This window comes from Microbulbifer mixtoriginis (SeqCode) (genome assembly GCF_052468275.1).
In genome coordinates, this window is sequence record NZ_CP174341.1 from 495,135 (window position 1) to 516,301 (window position 21,167).

24 protein-coding genes and 1 pseudogene are annotated in these 21,167 nt (G+C 45.7%); 19 read left to right on the top strand and 6 right to left on the bottom strand.

Going from position 1 to position 21,167, the window contains the following annotated elements; genetic code table 11:
• Positions 1-323 precede the first annotated feature (323 nt).
• The 3 genes from ACJJIC_RS02170 (at position 324) to ACJJIC_RS02180 (ending at position 5,087) form a co-directional block, all read left to right on the top strand.
• Entirely contained in the window at positions 324-1,799 is a 1,476-nt protein-coding gene (locus tag ACJJIC_RS02170; protein WP_444908465.1) for a NarK family nitrate/nitrite MFS transporter, read from the top strand.
• Positions 1,800-1,913: 114 nt separating this feature from the next.
• A complete protein-coding gene (locus ACJJIC_RS02175; RefSeq protein WP_445356350.1) occupies positions 1,914-3,686 on the top strand; it encodes a bifunctional protein-serine/threonine kinase/phosphatase in 1,773 nt (590 codons plus the stop codon).
• Positions 3,687-4,148: 462 nt separating this feature from the next.
• Positions 4,149-5,087, top strand: a complete 939-nt coding sequence (locus ACJJIC_RS02180) for a hypothetical protein (RefSeq protein WP_445356351.1) — start codon at positions 4,149-4,151, stop codon at positions 5,085-5,087.
• Positions 5,088-5,173: 86 nt separating this feature from the next.
• Here ACJJIC_RS02180 and csrA read toward each other — a convergent pair whose 3' ends face one another.
• Together csrA and ACJJIC_RS02190 are read right to left on the bottom strand one after the other, a co-directional pair.
• Complete coding sequence (gene csrA / locus ACJJIC_RS02185; protein WP_445356352.1) at positions 5,174-5,362, bottom strand: carbon storage regulator CsrA; 189 nt, start codon at positions 5,360-5,362, stop codon at positions 5,174-5,176.
• Positions 5,363-5,371: 9 nt separating this feature from the next.
• Positions 5,372-5,578: a hypothetical protein gene (locus tag ACJJIC_RS02190; protein WP_445356353.1), complete on the bottom strand. Its 207-nt coding sequence runs from the start codon at positions 5,576-5,578 to the stop codon at positions 5,372-5,374.
• Positions 5,579-6,202: 624 nt separating this feature from the next.
• Between ACJJIC_RS02190 and ACJJIC_RS02195 the strand changes: the two genes are divergently transcribed.
• From ACJJIC_RS02195 to ACJJIC_RS02270, 16 genes and pseudogenes are all read left to right on the top strand, one after another.
• The gene (locus tag ACJJIC_RS02195) at positions 6,203-6,766 is read left to right on the top strand and encodes a hypothetical protein (protein ID WP_445356354.1); all 564 of its coding nucleotides are present in this window, start codon (positions 6,203-6,205) and stop codon (positions 6,764-6,766) included.
• 36 nt (positions 6,767-6,802) lie between these two features.
• Entirely contained in the window at positions 6,803-7,657 is an 855-nt protein-coding gene (locus ACJJIC_RS02200; RefSeq protein WP_445356355.1) for a DUF1444 family protein, read from the top strand.
• Positions 7,658-7,961: 304 nt separating this feature from the next.
• Positions 7,962-8,453 (top strand): DUF4240 domain-containing protein, encoded by a 492-nt coding sequence (locus ACJJIC_RS02205; RefSeq protein ID WP_445356356.1) that lies wholly within the window; start codon positions 7,962-7,964, stop codon positions 8,451-8,453.
• A 129-nt stretch (positions 8,454-8,582) separates the two neighbouring features.
• Positions 8,583-8,663 (top strand): annotated as a pseudogene (locus tag ACJJIC_RS02210) (SF0329 family protein); the annotation flags it as partial.
• A 57-nt stretch (positions 8,664-8,720) separates the two neighbouring features.
• Positions 8,721-9,245: a hypothetical protein gene (locus ACJJIC_RS02215; RefSeq protein ID WP_445356357.1), complete on the top strand. Its 525-nt coding sequence runs from the start codon at positions 8,721-8,723 to the stop codon at positions 9,243-9,245.
• Positions 9,246-9,758: 513 nt separating this feature from the next.
• Complete coding sequence (locus ACJJIC_RS02220) at positions 9,759-10,136, top strand: hypothetical protein (protein ID WP_445356358.1); 378 nt, start codon at positions 9,759-9,761, stop codon at positions 10,134-10,136.
• Positions 10,137-10,320: 184 nt separating this feature from the next.
• Positions 10,321-10,833 (top strand): SF0329 family protein, encoded by a 513-nt coding sequence (locus ACJJIC_RS02225; protein WP_445356359.1) that lies wholly within the window; start codon positions 10,321-10,323, stop codon positions 10,831-10,833.
• Positions 10,834-11,086: 253 nt separating this feature from the next.
• Positions 11,087-11,578 carry a GNAT family N-acetyltransferase gene (locus ACJJIC_RS02230; protein WP_445356360.1) on the top strand — a complete coding sequence of 164 codons (492 nt, stop codon included), beginning with the start codon at positions 11,087-11,089 and terminating at the stop codon, positions 11,576-11,578.
• A gap of 424 nt (positions 11,579-12,002) precedes the next feature.
• Complete coding sequence (locus ACJJIC_RS02235; RefSeq protein ID WP_445356361.1) at positions 12,003-12,401, top strand: nuclear transport factor 2 family protein; 399 nt, start codon at positions 12,003-12,005, stop codon at positions 12,399-12,401.
• Positions 12,402-13,154: 753 nt separating this feature from the next.
• Positions 13,155-13,487 carry a hypothetical protein gene (locus ACJJIC_RS02240; protein ID WP_445359699.1) on the top strand — a complete coding sequence of 111 codons (333 nt, stop codon included), beginning with the start codon at positions 13,155-13,157 and terminating at the stop codon, positions 13,485-13,487.
• Between the two features lie 110 nt (positions 13,488-13,597).
• Positions 13,598-14,224: a class I SAM-dependent methyltransferase gene (locus ACJJIC_RS02245; RefSeq protein ID WP_445356363.1), complete on the top strand. Its 627-nt coding sequence runs from the start codon at positions 13,598-13,600 to the stop codon at positions 14,222-14,224.
• A 75-nt stretch (positions 14,225-14,299) separates the two neighbouring features.
• On the top strand, positions 14,300-14,689 hold the full coding sequence (locus tag ACJJIC_RS02250; protein WP_444891625.1) for a VOC family protein: 390 nt from the start codon (positions 14,300-14,302) through the stop codon (positions 14,687-14,689).
• Between the two features lie 274 nt (positions 14,690-14,963).
• Positions 14,964-15,755, top strand: a complete 792-nt coding sequence (locus ACJJIC_RS02255) for an MBL fold metallo-hydrolase (RefSeq protein WP_445356364.1) — start codon at positions 14,964-14,966, stop codon at positions 15,753-15,755.
• An 86-nt stretch (positions 15,756-15,841) separates the two neighbouring features.
• Positions 15,842-16,171 carry an energy transducer TonB gene (locus ACJJIC_RS02260; RefSeq protein ID WP_445356365.1) on the top strand — a complete coding sequence of 110 codons (330 nt, stop codon included), beginning with the start codon at positions 15,842-15,844 and terminating at the stop codon, positions 16,169-16,171.
• Positions 16,172-16,213: 42 nt separating this feature from the next.
• Entirely contained in the window at positions 16,214-16,618 is a 405-nt protein-coding gene (locus tag ACJJIC_RS02265; protein WP_445356366.1) for a hypothetical protein, read from the top strand.
• Positions 16,619-16,801: 183 nt separating this feature from the next.
• Positions 16,802-17,200 carry a hypothetical protein gene (locus ACJJIC_RS02270; protein ID WP_444910957.1) on the top strand — a complete coding sequence of 133 codons (399 nt, stop codon included), beginning with the start codon at positions 16,802-16,804 and terminating at the stop codon, positions 17,198-17,200.
• A gap of 90 nt (positions 17,201-17,290) precedes the next feature.
• Here ACJJIC_RS02270 and ACJJIC_RS02275 read toward each other — a convergent pair whose 3' ends face one another.
• Genes ACJJIC_RS02275 through narH form a run of 4 tightly spaced genes read right to left on the bottom strand, consistent with a single transcriptional unit; the run spans position 17,291 to position 21,166 of the window.
• Positions 17,291-18,115 carry a peptidylprolyl isomerase gene (locus tag ACJJIC_RS02275; protein ID WP_445356368.1) on the bottom strand — a complete coding sequence of 275 codons (825 nt, stop codon included), beginning with the start codon at positions 18,113-18,115 and terminating at the stop codon, positions 17,291-17,293.
• Between the two features lie 55 nt (positions 18,116-18,170).
• Positions 18,171-18,860: a respiratory nitrate reductase subunit gamma gene (narI, locus tag ACJJIC_RS02280; protein WP_252084097.1), complete on the bottom strand. Its 690-nt coding sequence runs from the start codon at positions 18,858-18,860 to the stop codon at positions 18,171-18,173.
• Positions 18,861-18,864: 4 nt separating this feature from the next.
• Entirely contained in the window at positions 18,865-19,599 is a 735-nt protein-coding gene (gene narJ / locus ACJJIC_RS02285; RefSeq protein ID WP_445356369.1) for a nitrate reductase molybdenum cofactor assembly chaperone, read from the bottom strand.
• Positions 19,600-19,618: 19 nt separating this feature from the next.
• Positions 19,619-21,166 carry a nitrate reductase subunit beta gene (narH, locus tag ACJJIC_RS02290; protein WP_252084095.1) on the bottom strand — a complete coding sequence of 516 codons (1,548 nt, stop codon included), beginning with the start codon at positions 21,164-21,166 and terminating at the stop codon, positions 19,619-19,621.
• Position 21,167 lies beyond the last annotated feature (1 nt).

Sequence of the window (21,167 nt, forward strand, 5' to 3'; positions counted from 1 at the left end):
GCCACGAACGGATTAAAAACAGCAGTATTGGTAAAGGCCACCTGCCAGCAAGATGCATAAAAACTCCGGTAATCACAATTACTCCCAAAAACTCTTCGCTCGCAAGCCGATTTTTTATGGCTACTCAACAAGGGGTAAACCTTATTCAATAGGCAGCAGCTCCCCTTAAAAGGCACTACCCCAAATGGGCTAACACTAAGCAGCAAAGCCTTTATTCAGTACCCAACTACCCCCTTTGTGCACTTTCCCTGTAGCGCTGCTCAAATACTATCGGCCATGACCCTATCCACCTCTAAATTTCTGAGAAGCCGGAGAAAATAGTCATGAGTCAATCCAGCGGCCTCAATTTATTTAATTGGGGCGATCCCAAAATAAAGACGCTGCACGTTACCTGGTTTGCGTTTTTCCTGACTTTCGTGGTGTGGTTCTCCCACGCTCCGCTGATGGTCTTTATCAAGGAAGCGTTCGACCTCACCAGCCAGCAGGTAAAAGCCCTATTAATCCTCAATGTGGCACTCACCATCCCCGCCCGAATCATTATCGGTATGCTGGTGGATAAATTGGGGCCGCGCCTGGTGTACAGCGGGCTGCTGATGACCTCATCTTTGATCTGTTTGGGCTTCGCCACCGCAGACAGTTATGAATCCTTGGCCCTGTTCCGCTTCCTGCTGGGATTTGTGGGTGCCGGCTTTGTCATTGGTATCCGCATGGTGGGTGAATGGTTCCCAGCCAAACAAGTTGGCCTGGCAGAAGGTATTTACGGCGGCTGGGGGAATTTCGGTTCTGCTGCCGGTGCCATGACCCTGCCCACCATCGCCCTGCTGTTCGGCGGTGAAGACGGCTGGCGCTATGCCCTGGGCCTCACCGGCATCATCGCCGGCCTGTACGGCATCATCTACTACCGCGTTGCCCGCAACACCCCTAAAGGCTCCACTTACTTCAAGCCGAAAAAGAGCGGCGGCCTGGAAGTGACCAGCAAGCGGGATTTCTACTTCTACCTGCTGATGAATGTGCCCATGTACCTGGCACTGGCAGCGCTGGCTTACAAACTGTCTCCCAGCGGCGTAGCCCTGCTGAGCCAGAATGCCACCTACGTGATGTGGGGACTGCTGGTAGTGCTGTTCGCCTTCCAGACCCGCATGATCTGGAATGTAAACAAAGACCACCTACGCGAAGGTGTGCCCGAGCTGGAGAAATACAACTTCAAGCAGGTAGCCATCCTCGACCTGGCCTACTTCGTCACCTTCGGCTCAGAGCTGGCCGTGGTTTCTATGCTGCCCCTGTTCTTCCTGGAAACCTTTGAAGGATTGAGCCCGGTGAAGGCCGGCCTGCTCGCCTCTGGCTTCGCCTTTATGAACCTGGTGGCTCGCCCAACCGGTGGATACTTCTCTGACAAACTGGGACGCCGCCGCAGCCTGATGTTCCTGATCGGCGGCCTGGCAGTGGGTTACTTTGTACTGAGCCAGATCAACGGCGGCTGGTGGATTCCCGCTGCGGTAGTGGCCACCATGTGCTGCTCTTTCTTCGTGCAGGCCGGTGAGGGTGCCGTATTCGCCGTCGTACCCCTGGTGAAGCGTCGCATGACCGGGCAGATCGCCGGTATGGCCGGAGCCTACGGCAACGTGGGTGCGGTTACTTTCCTTACCGCCCTGTCTTATGTCAGCTACAGCCAGTTCTTCCTGATTATCTGCGGCGCAGCAGCGGTGATCTTCTTCGCCTGCCTGTTCCTGGAAGAGCCCAAAGGCAATATCGCCGAAGTGCTACCGGATGGCACAGTGCAGCTGATCAGCGTGGAGTGATCGGAAAGGGTGATCTTAAAGCAGTTATCCAGCAACAAACGCAAAGGAGGGCCAATGGCCCTTCTTTGTTTTTCGCCGTTGGTCTGAGGGGACGAAAAGAGAGTGGAGAAAGCTGTGAGCGAAACCAATTCCGGGGTGCAAACAGAAACCGAGGCAAACCCCGAAGCCCAGACACCGCGATTGAGCCACGGCCTCTGTACCAGTGCCGGCATCAAACCGCAGAATGAAGATGCCGCAATCTATCACTGGCCAGCCAGCCCACACTTACAGGAATACCTGGGCGCAGTCGCCGCACTGGCAGACGGGGTCAGCTCTGCCGAAGCAGGCGCCCTCGCCAGCCACACCGCCACCGAGCAGTTTGTGCGGGACTATTACAAGGTGCCGGATACCTGGTCTGTCGCCCACGCCGGACAGAAAATCCTCGCCTCCATTAACAGCAAGCTATACCGCAAGAGCCACGACTTTCCCCAACAGGAAAAGGGCTTCCTCTGCACCTTCTCTGCCCTGATTTTTAAATCCCGCACCGCCCACTATTTTCATATCGGCGACAGCCGTATCTATCACCTGCGCGGTGACAACCTTAAATGCCTCACCCGAGACCACAACATCACCCTGGCCCACCGCCAACAGATGCTATCCCGCGCGCTGGGCATGGATACCGGCCTGCAAGTGGATTACGGCCAGCTCAGCCTGGCTAAGGACGATGTACTGCTGATTACCAGTGACGGCGTGCACGACTTTATCAAACAGGATTTACTGCGGGAGCTGTTGGCAGAGTCCCAACTAAGCGAACAGGAAACAGCGGAAACCCTGGTGCGCCTCGCCGAGGAAAACGGAAGTGACGATAACCTCTCCGCATTAGTGGTAAAGGTAAAAGCATTGCCACAAACCACCCTGGACGATTACAGCCGCCAGCTTACCCGCCTGCCCTTCCCGCCGGAGTTGGAACCGGGCATGGTATTGGATGGTTACCAGGTGGAACGGGAGCTGTTCTCCTCCCAGCGCAGCCAACTGTACCTGGTGCGCGACAGTGCCACCGGGGAAATCCTGGTAATGAAAACCCCCTCAGTAAATTACGAGGACGATATCCACTATATCGACCGCTTTATTCAGGAAGAGTGGATAGGCCTGCGTATTCGCAGCCCCCAGGTAGTGCGCCTGCACCGGCAGACCCGCCCGCGCACCGCGCTCTATTACCTGATGGAGTATGTGCAGGGCAGCACCCTGGAGCAATGGATCACCAATAACCGCTTTCCCAAACCCGCAGAGGCGTTTCGACTCCTTAAGGAGATTGCCACCGGACTACAGGCCTTCCACGATCAGGAAACCATTCACCAGGATTTGCGCCCGGCCAATATCATGATCGACGGCGACGGGCGGGTGAAAATTATCGACTTCGGCTCAGTCTATGTAGCCGGCAGTGCCGAGATTTTCCGCCCCCTGGAACACCCGGAAGCGCTAGGCACCGCCAGCTATTCCGACCCCCACTATATCCTCGGGCACAACAGCGGTATTCGCGGCGATGTCTATGCTCTCGCCACCATTGCCTACGAAATGTTTACCGGAGAACTGCCCTACGGCGAAGAAATCGAGAACTGCCGCTCCCACGCCGACTTCGAACGCCTGCGCTACCGCACCGCCAGCCAGTTTAATCCGGTAGTCCCCATATGGTTCGACCGCGCCCTGGAACGGGGATGCAGTATCGACCTGGAACAGCGCTATTCCACGCTGACTGAATTTATGCGCGACCTGGCCAACCCTAACCCCGATTACCTAAGGGAAGATCCTACTGAGAAAGGGGATGCGTCTTTGTTTTGGAAGATTCTTTGTGGGATTTGGGTGGCTACTTTATTGGCGGTGGCAGCGTTGTTTTCGTCAAGTGCTTAAGAGCAGGGATTTTCGGTGCAATAGTTCCTGTTTGCGAATATGCTGACCCAGAATAGCTATAGATTGTTATGGTTTAGCCGATGGTTTTGGACGGATAGCATCCATCACACTTTCTTTATGCTGTTTTTATCTACAGCACAGCATTTGACGATTTCTTTTGTTGTCAACGCCAAAGATTAAGAACAGCTTCGTATATCCATAGTAATGGATGCGCTAACTTATTGATTTTTAATGATTTGAGCCTTTATTCAAAAAAACAAAATATCGAGACATATTGTAATCAAAAAATATCTGCTTGATTAGTTCTGTGCCAATTCTGACTAAAAAGCTAATTTAAATTTTTCTTCTTTTTAGAGTGCTCCCCCGTTCTTCGAATATGTTAACAAGTGATATGCTGCTTCTTTTGCGTACTCTTTTTTAAGGCCAAGATATACCGACTTTTAAATTTAAGGGAGAAATGTTTTGTCAGATTTGATCGAGCTAGAAGACTTGGTACCGGCCATTAAGTCACCTTATAAAGTGACTAAGAGCATATTGGGCACCACAACAAAAGTAATGTCGGATAAGTTTGTGTGCTCTCCAAGAGAGCTCAATATATTATTCGACAAATTTAGGGAAAAAATTGGCTATTTTAAACCAACAAAGATTGGATTCCAATATCTTATAAGTTTTACTGATAAGACCCATTATGAAAATACCGACTTAACCTTGCTTGAATCAAACTTGGCAAGCAGCGGTAAAAGTACTGATAAGATTATTTTGAATTGGATTGTTGTACATGATCATGATGGGAATGAAAATGAACTTTCAATCACAGTACGAATATCAAACCCGATAAATCCTTTCGTAATGCTCCAAGCCATTTTATCTCAAACACCCGATGATATTGACAGCCTAGAAATGGAAACAGGCTCCGTATCTGTTTCGGTAAATGGGGCAACACAAACGGCTTCGGAAGAAATTTTTGAGCTAGTCGGTAGATGGGTAGATAGCTGCCCTCAACCACAAAGTATTACAAAAATTAACACATTGATAAATCAACACAAAAGTAAGATTGAAGCAATAAATACATGGATATTGCCTATATTTTACTCTATAGCTTGCTTCTTATTTCTTAGGCAGCTTCAATCTCAAGATGCAATTGCATATGCATTTATAATGCTTTGTGGTTTTATAGTTATTCGATCAATAACTGGGAAATTTAATGAAATGATTTATCGCTGGTGTAGAATGAGTCACCTGTTTAGTTTATTCATGCTTACGGGTGGTGATCAAAACCAGCAAACTAAGTTCTTAGCAGACGCGACGAACAGTACGGTAAAACTTGTTGCATCTGTGCTCGCCTCTTTTATGGTGAATGTAGCAGCAGGATTTTTTGTCGCAGAAACTTTAATTTCATAACAAGTAAAAGCACACGAAGTTAAACAGCTAATTAGCTATAGTTTTGACTTAGGTGCTTTAATTGTTCCATAGTCGCGACCAGGTTATCAACGACTCCCATTCCCCAATGCCCGTTCCTTTTGCAAACGTATATATATTTCTTCGCGGTGAACGGGTAGGGATTTCGGAGCACGTATCCCTATCTTCACCTGATTACCCTTGACGTCTAATACTGTGATTGAAACATTGGCTCCAATCCTTAAGTTTTCACCAGTCCGGCGCTTTAAAATCAACATAATTATTTCCTACTGATAGTCAAACCATGGGTAAACCTTCTCTGGTGGAAGGCTGCGAAAGTAAATTTTTGAGGAAATACGGGGTGGTGCACGGGAACGGTAGGCATAGAAGAAGAAAAGGCAGGCACAACGCTTCCACTGCTTGGGGAGTCGCTCCAAGCCGCTGAATGTACTCCACTTTATTGAAGACGAGCGGGTTTCTAGCGTATGATCCATATAGCCATCTTGATACTCTGATTATCAATTTGGTCAGCTGGCCCCTGGTGTTGCTGCACCTTGGGTCAGCGCCTTTTACTGTCTTTTACATCACGCTACCGTTCTCCTTTGAGAAGATGGTTCTTTAGAAAACTCTTAGATGTCTTGATTCTCTCGAATCCCTTTGGTCTTTGGCCATCGGCCTTCAAAAGGCCACTCAATTCCGGCCAAAATACCAATAAATATCAATCGATTTTACGCAGCTTTGACACTAAAACAAACTGAATAAATTCCAATAAGATCATTTTTGTGCCTATATTTTCGCTTATTTATGCTGACGAAAATCCAAGCTATTCATAAAAATAGCAACTTAAATTGGTACTCTTTACAGATCCTCTAGTTGAAAATAAAAAATAATAGATCGATCATTATCGACACACTTTCAGCGATGACAGCAACCCTTTCATCCGCTACATAAAGACTGCCTCAGGTACGATAGTTCTTATTTTTAATATATTTACCCAGAATATGCTGGGTGATAGGTTTTCTGGTTACGGCAAACTTAATTGTTGAGATATATATAAAATCGGTATAATGCAACATTCTTTTAAATACGTTGCTGGCTTCACAAGAGGTATCAAATATATGAATAAAATCATTGCAATACTGGCGTCCATCGCTATTACATCATGCGCTAGCAATTCTGATGTTACAAACTTTCAAAGCAAAGGAAACTTAGAAGCGTCTAAGCCAGCTGCCTGTGTGGATATTAACTCGCTCCAGGCCAGTCAAAATCCTGCTGATATATTTTCTGGCATGAAGAAATGCCTAAACTCTGGAAATTATTCAGATGCAGCAAAAATGTATTACGCTGCCATGACTTATGGAATTTATGATACCAAAAGAGTTAGTGACCAAACAGCACATCAAAGCATCATTGTTCTTCGCATGAATACATTAAGCGGCCTTTCGGAGGAACAGCTTTCTCTTCTCCAATCAGAAATAAATACAATCTTGGAAAGTAATGAGCAAGTATGTGAAGCTTTGCGCACACGGGGGCTACCGACATACCATCCAACATATATGATCCAGCATGGTATTGGTGCTTTTACAGGTAATCAAGCCAATAACGGCCTCATTGAAAACTTTGATAGTCAATCAGCCTGGTCTGAGGCTATTGATAAAACAGTTAAGTGTAAACAAAGCTAATAAATACATAGTATTTATTTTATTTAGGGGTAAATAATGAAAAAAACAGTATTTCTATTGATAATACTTTTCTGTCAATTAAGTTTTGCTGACGAATTGTTAAGTGAAGATGAGTTTGTTGAACGTTATATCAAGGCTGTTCAAAAAAAGGTTATGGGTATTAAAGCTGAGAAAAAAGATCAGCTAGAAGTCCACTTCGAAAACAATGATGGTGAAGAGCAGGTTTCTTTTTTAAATAACGCCTATATTTCTTATACTAATAGCCCTGAATCACTTGAAGATATTATTAAACAATATGCTGGAAGCTTAGAGGAGTTGTTCCAACCAAAAGAAATTAATTTTGGCAAGACACAAATATTCCCAGTCATCAAAAATAGAGATTATATTAGTCAAGTAGAGGCAATGTTTAGAGAAAAAGGTAGCGATGCTCCTTTTCCCTTTTACTTTGAACAGTTAAATGAAGAGCTTTATGTCCTCTATGTATTTGATACTGAAACCTCAATGAGATATATCTCTCAAAAAGATATAGATAAACTACAGATTAAAAACGAAGAGTTACGCACCCTAGCTAAGGAAAACTTACGGAACTCCATTGAATTGCAAATACAAGGCAATCCTGCCTCTTTTTCGATGTTACTGGCAGGTGGAAATTATGAAGCCTCACTCATACTTTATGACAGCCTATGGAATAAAGAACAGTTTCCCGTAAAGGGAGATATTGTTGTTTATATTCCATCTAGAGATTTGGTAATAGTAACTGGATCAGAAGATGCTGAAGGCCTAAAGCAAGTAAGAAACATAGTTTATGACCCTGAGAACGAGTGGCCTCATATAGTTTCAGAGAAAGGTTTTGTTCGCAAGGGTGATACTTGGGAAGTATTGAGCCTTTAACAAGCTGATGTAGTGGAATTAAATTAGCTTTCATCTTTTATTGCTTGGAAAGGTGAAAGCTTGTTTTTCCACTAGGAAAAGATGATATCTATATATGAATAATACATGGAAGTCTGCCAAAGAGGCATGGATAAAAAACGGTATTGAAGGTCAACTTAAGCTACTTGAAAACCGCAGGAAGCGCTCTGGGGAATGATCAAAATCATTTCTTTAAAATGGCAGCAGCGTTGGCTGAACCTTCGTTTCGCAGCTTTGCTGTTCCGTTTCGGACCATATTTACGATCTTATAAGTAAAGGGATGATCGTGGAAGACTCTAGATTTTGGTATCTGGTAGAAAGCGTAACAAAGCGAGTATCTGATATTGAGGAAGTTTTTGATAGATTAGTTGAGGATGTAAGCAAGCTCACTCCTAATGAAATTATTGCATTCAAAAAAAAGCAGTGCGAACTAAATGACCTCACATACCGTTGGGATATTTGGGCTGTGGCATATATCTTAAATGGTGGCTGTTCCGATGATGGTTTTACTTACTTCAGAGCTGGCTTGATACTTGGAGGACGCGAGAAGTTTGAAGCAGCACTAATAAATCCTGAATCTCTGGCCGATTGGCTACCTGAAGACTTCGAAGCTGAGGACTTCATGTATATAGCTAATGATGCCTACGAGAAGGTCACAGGAGAGGAGTTTCCTTATGACCGCCTTACTTCTGAAGGCAGAGATGATCCCTTTGGCGAAGCGTGGGATGAGGACGATTTACCCAAGCTATACCCAGCTTTGTGCGATAAGTATTTTTGATAGAAATACTTAATACTGAAAGATTTTTCCCATCCCTTGGGTATGTTGTTGCCATTTTGTTGGCACGAAGCTATCAATAAAAAGCAGCCGTTAAATGATGGATTTATGTGTAATTAGGAAAATCTTTCCATGAAATGGAGCAAGCTTAAATCTCTAGTTGAAGAAAAATTTTCTCCATCTTTAGATGGCCGCATTTCAATTTGCAGCACCAGATAAGGTAATTATACATTTTAATCAAACTTATTTTGACTACACTGTGAGCATCAAATGGAAAAGCGCAAAAAATTACTTTGGTTTAGCCTTCTTACTGTCTCTCTAATTGGAATCGGATTCATACTTGGCATGTTTGGCAGTGCCCTAAAGCCTCCAGCAAATGCTGGTGAACTATCTCCTAGTATTGATATAGCTGACCTGGAGCCGGGTGAAATACTTACTCGGGATGTAAATTATGAGGTGGGAGGGAAGTGGGGCTTTAGATACATAATTTATAAAAACTATGAGTCCGAAATCACAGTTTTTGGCGTTCCCCTCAGAGAAGGCATGGTAAATATGCCAGATATAAAGTGGTGGAGGTGGGGCACAGAATGTAGGAATTTTGGGCCGACCATGAAAAACGGTAAGGTAGTCCCACAAAGCCAGTTCAAATGTCATGATCACGAATTAAATACTTGGTTCGCCAAAGAAAATGTCTGGGATCTTGATGGTAATAACCTCGGCAAATATACAGAAGACATGGAAAGAGTAAGATTTTCAATAAAAGGTTTTGACCTTTTACTACATATGTATTATTAGAAAATAAATCTACCCAGTCTGTCATAGAGCTTTTTAATGTCTGACCCGCTTCATTATGCGAGAAGTACATTTAAAAACTAATATGGGAAGAACAAATTATTTAGTATATAGACTTAGTATCGCGATGCTATGTGGGTTCATCTCATATTTGCTGGTAGCGACCTTTCCAGCTCTTATTACCCTAGAACTAGCAAATTTTTATAGAACACTGGGGATGTATTTCCTTTATACAGCTGTTGCTCAATTAGCAGGGTTGTTATTTGTGATATTTGGGAGCAAACAATTACTGAATATCGCAAATATGGTTTTAACCTTGATCTGTTTTATACCTGTAATAATTTACTTTATAAAAATAGCTCCAGATGGTCTAAACCAATAAAATTGGTACGATCGAACCTTTTCTGCTGAACAATTGTCGCTTTGTTGCTATAGAACTTACTGTAGGCCTTGAGTATTCCATTGGGTAGGCAAAGGTACTATTATCCAAATAGATCCTGTTAACGGTTGTACATAATGAAAGCAAAATTACAAGAATTAATTAATGATAAACCCATAGAGCAAAGCTCTCATTATCTTCTGAGTCAAGAATTAGAGTTCGATTTTTTTAAGTCCATTTCAACATTCGCTATGGCATTTATAGGCGGTATTGTTACTCTCAAAACCGCTCTTGGTATTGATACACCCATTACTGAAGGATTCACTTTCTCTTTGGTCGTCGCCATAATATCAGCTCTATGTGCCTTTCACGCACAACATGAATTAATTAGTGACCTACGTAACGGTCGAACACCCAGTAAAGTAAAACAGCTGTTCAGGTTTTTTCCAGGACCTATCCTCCTTGGAGTGGCTATCGGATCGGCCTTTACCTATTTCGAAAGCTCATTGCACTAACAGTATTAACTTTATAATTTGTTTAAGCACTCTGGCCTCTAAACGAGTAATTAGGATAGGGGTACGGAGAATCTGCTGTATTCCCATCCCTTGAATTTGTGGTAGCTGCTATATTGGAACGAAACAATCAATTGCACAACAGCCGTGAACTGATGATTTCATGTGTAAGTAGGAATATCCCCCAATGAAATGGAGTAAGCTTAAATCCCTTGTTGAAGAAAAATTTTCTCCATCTTTGGGTGGCCGTATTTCAATCAACAGTACCAGATATGGAAACTGTTCATGTGGCCATGCCTGGTTGACTCTTGATAAGGCGGTAATAGCAAACTTCTGTACAATGGCCTTTTGGAATAGAGCGAATGGTAATTTCTATCGAAAAGATAACCGGTGGGTAACAGATTCCGATGTGCCTGAGCACGTAAGTGAAAAGCAGAAAATATCTTATGGTGAGATGGAATATGGAGAATTATCTCGACAAGATGCCTATCAAGCTTGCTGGGAATTCGTTCATACCCTCAAAATTGATGAAGCTATAAACTCCGAGAATCCATTGATTCAATCCCTAGCCACACTAGATAAGCGCTTAGGAAAACGTAGGCTTATAGAAATAGACACTTCGACTTTACACCCACTAGCAAAAAAATTGTTGGCCATAAGGTTGGAATCAGAGGGATTAAGGATTACGGTTTGCACATAAGACATATGTTTCAACGTTATTCTAAAGATTTCAATTCCCTTGTTACGCATGAAATAATTGTTGAATACTAGGATAGATGTGTGAAAAACCTAGGTTCATCCCAGGGTCTCGGATCTCATTTATAATGAGAGAATGACATTACTCGTAAACGCCCGATACTTACGATTGACAAGGATGTAATACGGTCCTTCACATAGGATCACCTTCTTAATTTGCTGTCGTTCATGAGTCTCTATGGTAGAGTTTCTAAAAAATGCTTAAGTTAAGACAGTTTGATAAGTCTGATATTGATTCACTAATGTTGTACCTTAATGATAATGAGGTAACGCAATATATAACAGATGCCATACCTCAACCTTATACGGTGAGTGATGCTCGTTGGTGGGTTGAAAATAGTGAGAATTCAAGCCTAATAAAAGCGATCGAGTACAATGGAGAGCTTGTAGGATGTATATCGGCTAAGGTAGGTGAATTTGAATATAGCTGCGGCGCTGAACTGGGTTACTGGATTGGAAGGAAATTCTGGAGCAGTGGAATTGCTACTGAGGCAGTTGGAGTCTTTACGGATATGCTTTTTAAATATACAGATCTCGTCCGGTTATTTGTTTCTGTAGTTTCCATGAATGGTGCATCTATTAGAGTCCTAGAGAAAAATGGCTATTTGTATGAAGGTACTCTTCGAAAAGCTTCATGTAAAAATGGCCAATACTTCGACGAATATTTATATTCAAAAATTAATGAATGAGGATACTTGAAGTCAAGATCAAAGGTTCATTATATGGCTCACCCCTTCACCACACGCTATACACTTTGACTGAGTTCTTGCATAAGTTTGCATGCTTCGATTGCCAGGTTGCCTTTAAGCGGCAAGCTATTGAGGATGCATCATCTGGCTCAGCACATCAGTCTGATTCGAACATCATCCATAAGTGTCCAAATCGCGGTCCTCTTTACTGCCACCCGGATACCAAAAGTTTAAGCTGACCCACTTGCGCATCACAGAGCGTTGACCCAAAGCCGCTATAATCAAACTCGCGGGATAGGCTCCGCCAAGTTTGTAATATTTTTTGCGAGCTGCATGACAGCTGGGTCAACCTTAGCGTTAGACAGTGGTAGATGTCTGTCCATGCGTTCGACCACAATCGGACGCGAACGGAGAAGAATCGAAAATGAATAGTGAACAGGCCGAAGCGTTTCTGGATGAGATGGCCAAAGCGGTATGTGATCCAAACGCTGATTCTAAGGTCACCGACCGCTACTTTACCGAAGACTTCGTGCAGGTTATCGACGACACAACGATTGGGCGATCGCAACTCGATTCGCGTATCAATTTGCTCCGAATGGAGTACTCGGCCGTCAGGTTCGATTACCTTTCCGTAATTGGTGAGGGCGATCGGATAGCTGATATGCATCTAGTGCGCGCGAAGGCGAAAGATGGCCAACAGCTCACAATCAAGGTAATCAGCCTGTACACGCTAAGAGACGGTCGGATCTCTCGCGCCGAATCCCTTAGCCGCCTTATCGAAGGGAATCCGGAGGACCTGCAATTACTCGTGCGTGGCGAGTGAGCCGATAGGCCGGCGCGGATCTCGGTTTCACTGGAGACGATAACGCAAACCGCCTCCGGGTATCGTTTTGGCGAAGTCCGCCGGCGTCCTCTCGAATTGCTTAATCATCTTAAGAGTCGCCCAGAGATTCATGGTCATCAAAGGCAACACCCAAGTGCAGACCGAGGTGCCGCTGTGTTCAACCATTTTTTATCCCCTCGATGGTAGTTAGTGGGTTGGGCCTTCTTATGAGTCAGCAGCCATGCTGACAGCTTCATATCAGCAGGTTACACAGATCTCCCCTGATAAGGGTGTGACTTTCACCACACAATTTCATCATTTACTCTACCCATTAGATCACATGGCTTCAGTGCCCTTGACCACCTCGCCTCTAGGCTAAGCATTAAGTGATGTTTCTATTCGGTAATTTGTAGTTTTTCAGTGGCCCCCTCCCCCTAAGATCTCACCATTTTGCAGTTGCCATTCACTGGTAGTTAGCATTTAATGGAGTGCCATTAAATGATGATCTTTCTACAGGGTAGTTTCACCCTATTAGTTCACGCCTATGCTGGGCGTACCAAGTGCATGCAATCTGATCTGCGGTTGCTGTCAGCTTTTTTGTCAAAACCCTGACAAAAAGATGCCAGTAGCCTCCGGCAATTGAGACGAGCGTATCTTTCATCGTAATTGGCGCTAATTATTATGCTCTTTAAGGGATCGTGTAAATGTAAGCGTTGGCGGGTTGAGGTTCAGTTAGCTGGACCGATCGAAGGTTTGAATCCGCGCATTTGCGATTGTAATTATTGCCAAGCCAACCCGTCACTTATTATTAGTGATCCGAATATGTCAGTGGTTTTCATTGGTGATGGGATTTTAACTAAACAAAATGGTGATCAGCTTGCTAATTTCTACCATTGTAAAGCTTGTAATGAACTGCTAGCCGTAGGCTGCAATATAAATGGTCGGCTTCGCGGAGCAATAAATTCCAATTTATTGCAAGACGTGAATCAACTTGGCAACCCTATTCAAATTCAGCCAAGACTGTTGAGTGCCGCTGAAAAGCTTGAACGTTGGGATAAGTTGTGGGGTGTTCTTAATGGGTTTTGAAACTTAAAATGTTAAGGCTTTCGGACGCTTTGGTCCGCAGCATGAGGCTTTATGAGTCAGGGAGAAAAAAACAGCGCCGATAACGCCTTGGCATTTATACAGGAACTGATATGACTAGGTCTGATAAGTTCTGGGATAGAAAAGCAGAGGAGTATGCTAGGAGCCCTATTTCTGACGAGGCAAGTTATCAGAAGAAGCTCTCAGATACCCAGAAATTCTTTACGCCTGATATGAATATTTTGGAGTTTGGTTGCGGAACAGGAACTACAGCGATTTGCCACGCTCCACATGTGCAACATATTGAAGCGGTAGATATCTCTGAAAATATGCTTGAGATTGGTCGAACTAAGGCCAGGGAAGCCTGCATCGATAATATTAGATTTACCAGAGGTACATTAACCGAATTCAATGCTGAGTCTGCAAGTTTTGATGCAGTATTGGGTTTAAATGTTATTCACTTATTACCAGATAGAAGAGATGTTTTGGCAGAAGCTGCTAGAATCCTCAAGCCTGGTGGCGTTTTCGTGAGTAGTACCGTTTGTATGGGTAATTCCTATATACGGTTTATTAAGCTCTTAGCACCTCTGGGAAAATTTATGGGCATAATGCCCGATGTCTTCATCCTAACAAAAGTAAAATTAGAGAAAGAAATTCAAGACGCTGGTTTTACCATTGAAGTTCTATGGCAGCATGGAATGCATAATATGGTAGTTTTCATTATTGCGCGTAAAATATGAATGATCTTTCTAAAACTTCGTTATGTCTCCAGAAATACAAACCATACTTAGATACTTAACAGTGAGGATACTCAAATGAAAACAAATGCAGTTTGTTGGTTTGAAATTTATGTAAATGATATGGTTCGTGCAAAGTCATTTTATGAAGCTGTTCTCAAGCAGGAGTTAACTCGACTAGACAATCCTGACGAAGTAAAAGACTTCCCTCAACCCGAGATGTGGGCATTCCCAATGAAACAAGAGCCGGGTGCAAGTGGAGCAATTTGTAAAATGGAGGGTGTTGAAGCTGGAGGTAATAGCACTCTAGCGTATTTTGATAGCGAAGATTGTTCTGTTGAACTGGCCAGAGTTGAGCCAGCAGGTGGGAAGGTAGTAGTGCCTAAAATGTCTATTGGAGAGCACGGTTTTATCGCAATAGCGCAAGATACCGAAGGAAATAATATCGGTTTTCATTCAATGAAATAGCTAGCTCTCACCAGCAATCATTAATTCACATAACTGGTTACTTAAATATCGTACATTGACTTCATCAAGGCACTAAGTTGTGCTCAAATTAAGCCGGCTTACCCTATAGATGAAATTAAAATTAGCGTGGAATAGCTAAGGCTAGCAATTTTGTGCAGTTAACGTTTTTGGCTAGCCTTACCAAAGTATCCCAATACCATCCCGCATCCAAAGTACAACTGACAAAGCCGTTACAGACTAAAGAACCATTTATCACAGTGCAAGAGGATGAGTTTTGAAAGGATTTATAATTCTGACCTCCACTTTATTTCTACTCACCAGCTCTATCGCTTTATCAAGTAGCATTAGTGTGCAAAAAGTTTCTGAACACCTACATATCTTGAGTGGAAAAGAGTACGGAACGAATATTGGCTTAATAGCAATTGAAAATGGATTGGTACTCATTGATCCTATGCCAGGAAATAATCAGTTAAGTGCGTTAGATCAAGAAATTCGGTCAATTTACGATAAGTCTATCTCCTTCATCTTAAACACACACGCGCATTCCGACCACACAGGTGGAAATGCGCACTTTAAAAAGCAAGGTGGAAAACTGATAGAGAGCAGCTTCAATTTAGATGAACTCACTCACATTAAAGTCAAGTCTCATACAACAATCGACAATATTTATTACCATAAGGAAAGTAATTCTATATTTGTCGGTGATGTATTCGATACCAGCTGGCACCCAACATTTTATGCTGGTGGAATTAAAGGTTTTAATGAAGCCATTGAGGCCATTTTAAATCTGGGTGATGATCAGAGCTTGATAATACCGGGGCATGGCGCTCCAGCAAACAAGCCATCTTTGCTTGAATTCAGGAAAAATACTTTTACATGGATAAATAAAATTCAAGAGCTTCATCAAAAGGGATTGGGTGTGGAACAAATAATGATTGATACACAAGTTAAGGATATTTTGGAAAAGTTCAATATAAATAATAAATCCCCATTCCTACCCCAAAAAGCTTATAAAAGATTTATAGAAAGAACTATTTCAGTGATTAATGAAGAAAAAAATAGATAACAAGGAGGCTTATTAGTATAAGCTCATTTTAACGCTATTCTTTTTATATCGGAGAAAGAACTACTACAGCAAGGCCTTATTGATTTATGAAAGTTGCAATTTCATTTTTACTACTTATTTTATCCACATTTTGTCATGCTGAAAACATCACTCCTTGCTCAGAAAATCTTCAGCGCATTGAGGGATATGACCCTAAATATCCAATTAGAGAGTACCGACGACCTGTAGATGGCTGGGTAGTGCTAACTGCCCTGCTTAATCCTGATGGAATTTTGCAAGATATTGAAATTTTAGAGTCAGAGCCGGATAACTTATTTGATCGATCTGCTGTAAAAGCAGTAAGAAGCTGGAAATTTGACTGGTCAGGAAGCTGGTGTAAATATAAGACTAGATTACGCTTTAAATTCAATGGCTAACGGTTTACGTCTAGGTTGCCCATCAATACACTAGTATAAACCATGAAAAGATATGGCTACAAATTTACCAAGGATGATGGTGGTCTTTCCAGATTAAGCGGACTTAGATTCTTTATCGGGCTGTGTGCTTTTTTCAGCACAATTACCAGCTTGATTTTCTCTGGTGAGAGCCAATTAAAGTTATATTTGGCATCACTCTTCGCTTTCTGGCTTGCGGCATTCTTGGCCGAAGTTGTCCCCAAAGTAAGATCCTACCCAGTTATATTTTCCGCAATAACGGCAAGTATTATTTTCTGGATTGATCCGAGAAATGTTTTTATAGTCCGTCAGTGTGAAAATTGGCAGTGTGTTGATGTTGAAAATTTGAACGGCAAAATAATATATTTAGGATTTTGTGGAATGGTCATAATCGCTGCGCTGTGGTCTTTGCGAAGACAGCCACACTAACGCATTTAAACATCATGCGACGCTTTGGTGCGGAAAGTACTAGCTGGATATGACACATCAATCAATTACATAGCTTAGGCACCCTATGATAGCCTATAATTTCTGGACGTAAGTTCAAACCAAATCTCTGTGCGACATATACCATCAATAACTGCTGCAAGCCTTATTCCTTCGATAGTACTTTTGTTACTGGCCGGTACGTTAGGATTTTCTAAAATAAACTCAGCCGGCCCAGCATTTATTTTGATTTTTTCAATTCCTATATCGCTAGCACACATGATGATTTATGTACCACTTGCATTAATAATAGAAAGATACTTTGGGCTAAATCTATTCAAGTGCATGTGTCTAGGCTTAATTGTTGGCTCTCTATATCCTGGATTTAATGACTGGCCGTACCCTGATGGCAGTTACATTGGTAAGGTTGAAGATACTTTAATCGGTATAGATGTAATAAAAGCAGTTAATGGCTATCCAACGCTTTGGGGTTGGTTAATTTATCTAAAGCATATACTTACAGTAGGCCTTCTATTTGGAGCTACTAGTGGTTTAGGTTATGGCCTCTTATATAGAAAAGATTAACAAGTGACTTTGTACCTGTACTGGATTAAGAATTCTAATTCAATTTACCCAGTCGCAATCGCATGCGAACGGTTGCGAATCTCTGTCACCTCAGTGGGCCTCCCCCGATAAATCCAAGCCAGAGATTTGAGCGGCCTGCACCATTTTTTGCAGGTAGTCGCTGGTCATCTGGCGGCGGCGTTTTTCGGTCAGGTATTCCTCGATTCGCTCCGAAACATATTCGAATTCCAGCGGGCGGCCCGGTTCGCAGTGTTCTACATATATCAGATGCACACCGTAGGGGGTCTCCACAGGTTCCGCTACCAAGCCGGTGCCCTGCTCGAACACTGCGCGCTCGAAGGACGCGACGGTGTCACCGCGCCCTACCTGGCCGAGGCTGCCACCGGCTTCGGCGGAGGAACAGGCGGAGTGGGATTGGGCTAACTGAGCGAAGGCCTGTAACGGATTGGCATCGTTGCGGATCTGCTTGAGCATATCCTCGGCAGCGGCGCGTGCTTTAGCACAGGCTTCAGAGTCATCCGGTGCGGCTGGGATCAGGATATGGCGCACTTCGGCGAGGGGATCGGAGCGAAATTTATGTGGATGGGCTTCGAAATAGGCGCGGCACTCGGCTTCACTGGCCGGGGGCACTTGCAACTCACCTTTCAATAGATCTGAAACGGCGTGATCGAAGGCCTCACTGTGCAGGTCTTCATCGGCAGCGCAAAGCCCCTGCCCTGCGGCCTTTTCCCGTAACAGCCAACCGATAACCAATGCCCGTGCAGCGCGGTAAATTGCTTGGCGCGGGGAGTTGGCGGTCTGGTATTGCATCTCCTGATAAATCAGGTCTGCGGGAATTTCACTACCGTTCACGGCCACGGCTTCAGCCAGTTCGAATTCGTGCCCGGCGGCGTCGGAAGCTAGTAATGCACTCATGACTCTTCTCCACACAAGGCCCACACTTGGCGGGCCTGGTTAACGATTGCTGGGATTAGCGCGCGGCTTTGGCGCGCACTACCTGGTAATTGCGGCGGAAGTACTGCACTGGAACACTCCATACGTGTACCAGGCGGCTGAAGGGGAACAGCAGGAACAGGGTCATACCGAGGAAAATATGCAGCTTGTAGATGATATTTACGTCGGCGATAGCCGCTGCGGCTGCGGAGCCATCGAGGGTGACAATGGACTGGGCCCAGGTCATCAGCTTGAGCATTTCGGCACCGTCCATATGGCCGGCGGAAACCAGGATACTGATCAGGCCGAGGATTAACTGGGCGTAAAGCATCAGCAGGATGGTCAGGTCCATTTTGGAAGTGGTGGCGCGCACTCGCGGATTGGTGAGGCGGCGCTTAATCAAAATGGTGAGGCCGATAAAGCAGATTACCCCGAAGAAACCACCGATAACCATTGCCATCATCTGCTTGGTGGAGGCTTCAATGCCGAGCAGGTGCCACACCGCTTTGGGCGTAAGCAGGCCGACAAAATGGCCCGCGAGAATGGCAATCACCCCTATATGGAACAGGTAACTGCCGATGCGCAATTGCTTGTGCTCCAACAACTGGCTGGAGCCGGTGCGCCAGGTGTATTGGTCGCGGTCATAGCGGATCAGGCTCCCCACCAGAAACACCGTGAGGGCAACAAAGGGATAGATGGCAAAGAGCAGCGTATTCAGATAGTTCATCTTGTTACTCCTGTGGTACGGGCTGGGCAGAATTCTGCGCGGCATCTTTGGCACTGAAGGCCCAGGTTAGGGGCTGGCCGTCGCGCAGCTGCGCAGCGCTGGGCCGCGCTATGGACTGGTCACAATTGTTGGCGCCGGTAAAGCTGACCACCTCTTCCTCCCAGATCTTGTCCAGCGCCTCGGGGGTATCGTCGCGCTCCTCATTGGCGACTTCCTCTTTGAGCGCGGTCAGGTCGACGAAGACTCCGGCCATCTGCAAGAGCGCATCCATCAACAGGTGATAGGGGCTCTCGCGCTTTGACAGGCGCGCGCTCAACAGGGCAATCACATGGGTGATATCGTGCACCCAACCGTAGGCCGCTTCACCTTGGGTGGCGCAGAACTCTAAGTAGGTGGGCAGGTAATCCGGCAGTTCGCGCTCATTCAGTTCCAGGCCGGCGGCTCGGTAGCGATTCATCAGATCCACCATGGCCTGGCCGCGATCGCGGGATTCGCCGTGGATATGCTCGAACAGGTGAAGGGACACAGCGCGGCCGCGCTCAAACAAACCGTCGTATTCACTCTGCCAATCGAGCGCATCCATACGCTCGTAATGAGAGATAAACGCCAGCAGCAAATCGCGCAGGGGCTTATCCAGATCTTCGGATTCCGCCACCCAGTTGGTTAACTCATCCAGATGCGCCACCAGCTCATCGGACGGGTAATCCAACAAGCGGGCGATCAGGTTTAATACTTTCATCGGTACTCTCCCCTCAGCCTCAGTCGACTACTTTGGCCGGTATCACTTCGCGCACTGCATTCTGCTTGCCACCGAAGATGTTGGTGCTGTCATTGCCGGTGCTGCAGCCGTTGCCGAAGCTAAAACCACAGGAGGACTTCATGTCGTAGGCGTTTTCGGCGTAAGCCTTGTGGCTTGAAGGCACCACGAAGCGGTCTTCGTAATTGGCCAGGGCCATATAGCGGTACATCTCTTCTACCTGGGCTACGGTCATCCCGGCCTCTTCCAGCAACTCGCGTTCCTGCACGCCGTCCACATGGATGCCGCGCATATAGGCGCGCATCACAATCATGCGTTCCAGGGCGCGGGCCACTGGCTTTTCGTCGCCGGCGGTGAGCAGGTTGGCCAGGTATTGCAGCGGGATACGCAGGGTGGAGAGATCGGGGATCTCGGCGCCGCGCCCCACGGTGACGGTTTCCACTTGGCCGGCCTGCACTGCGTTCTGGATCGGAGACAGTGGCGGCACGTACCAAACCATGGGCAGGGTGCGGTACTCCGGGTGCAGCGGCAGGGCGATCTGCCAGTCGATGGCCATCTTGTACACCGGGGATTTCTGCGCGGCTTCGAGCCAGGCTTCGGGGATACCCTCGGCGCGAGCAGCTTCCTGGACCTTGGGATCGCTGGGGTCGAGGAAAATATCGCACTGGGCCTGGTAGAGGGCTTTTTCGTCTTCTACTGCAGCGGCTTCTTCGATGCGGTCGGCATCATAGAGCAGCACCCCCAGGTAGCGGATACGGCCCACACAGGTCTCGGAACAGATGGTTGGCTGGCCCGCCTCAATACGCGGGTAACAGAAGATACACTTCTCGGATTTACCGGTTTTCCAGTTGTAGTAGATCTTTTTGTAGGGGCAGGCGGATACACACATGCGCCAGCCGCGGCATTTGTCCTGATCGATCAGGACGATGCCGTCCTCTTCGCGCTTGTAGATGGCACCGCTGGGGCAGGCAGAGACACAGGCCGGATTGAGGCAGTGCTCGCACAGGCGCGGCAGGTACATCATAAAGGTGTTTTCGAACTCACCGTAGATATCTGCCTGGACCTGTTCGAAGTTCTTATCCTTCTTACGCTTGTCAAATTCGGTACCGAGAATTTCTTCCCAATTGGGACCCCATTCGATCTTCTCCATACGCTCGCCGCTGATCAGTGAGCGCGGGCGGGCCACCGGCTGGTGCTTCTGCTCCGGTGCCTTGTGCAGGGTCTGGTAGTCGAAGTCGAACGGCTCGTAGTAGTCGTCGATTTCCGGCATATCCGGGTTGCCAAACAGGTTGGCCAGCACCCGGTGCTTGCTGCCGATCTTCGGCTGCAACTTGCCGTTTTTCTTGCGGGTCCAGCCACCGTTCCACTTGTCCTGGTTTTCCCACTCTTTGGGATAGCCGACACCGGGTTTGGTCTCGACATTGTTAAACCAGGCGTACTCGACCCCCTCGCGGGAGGTCCAGACGTTTTTACAGGTCACGGAGCAGGTGTGGCAGCCGATACACTTATCGAGGTTCAGCACCATGCCGATCTGGGCTCTAACTTTCATT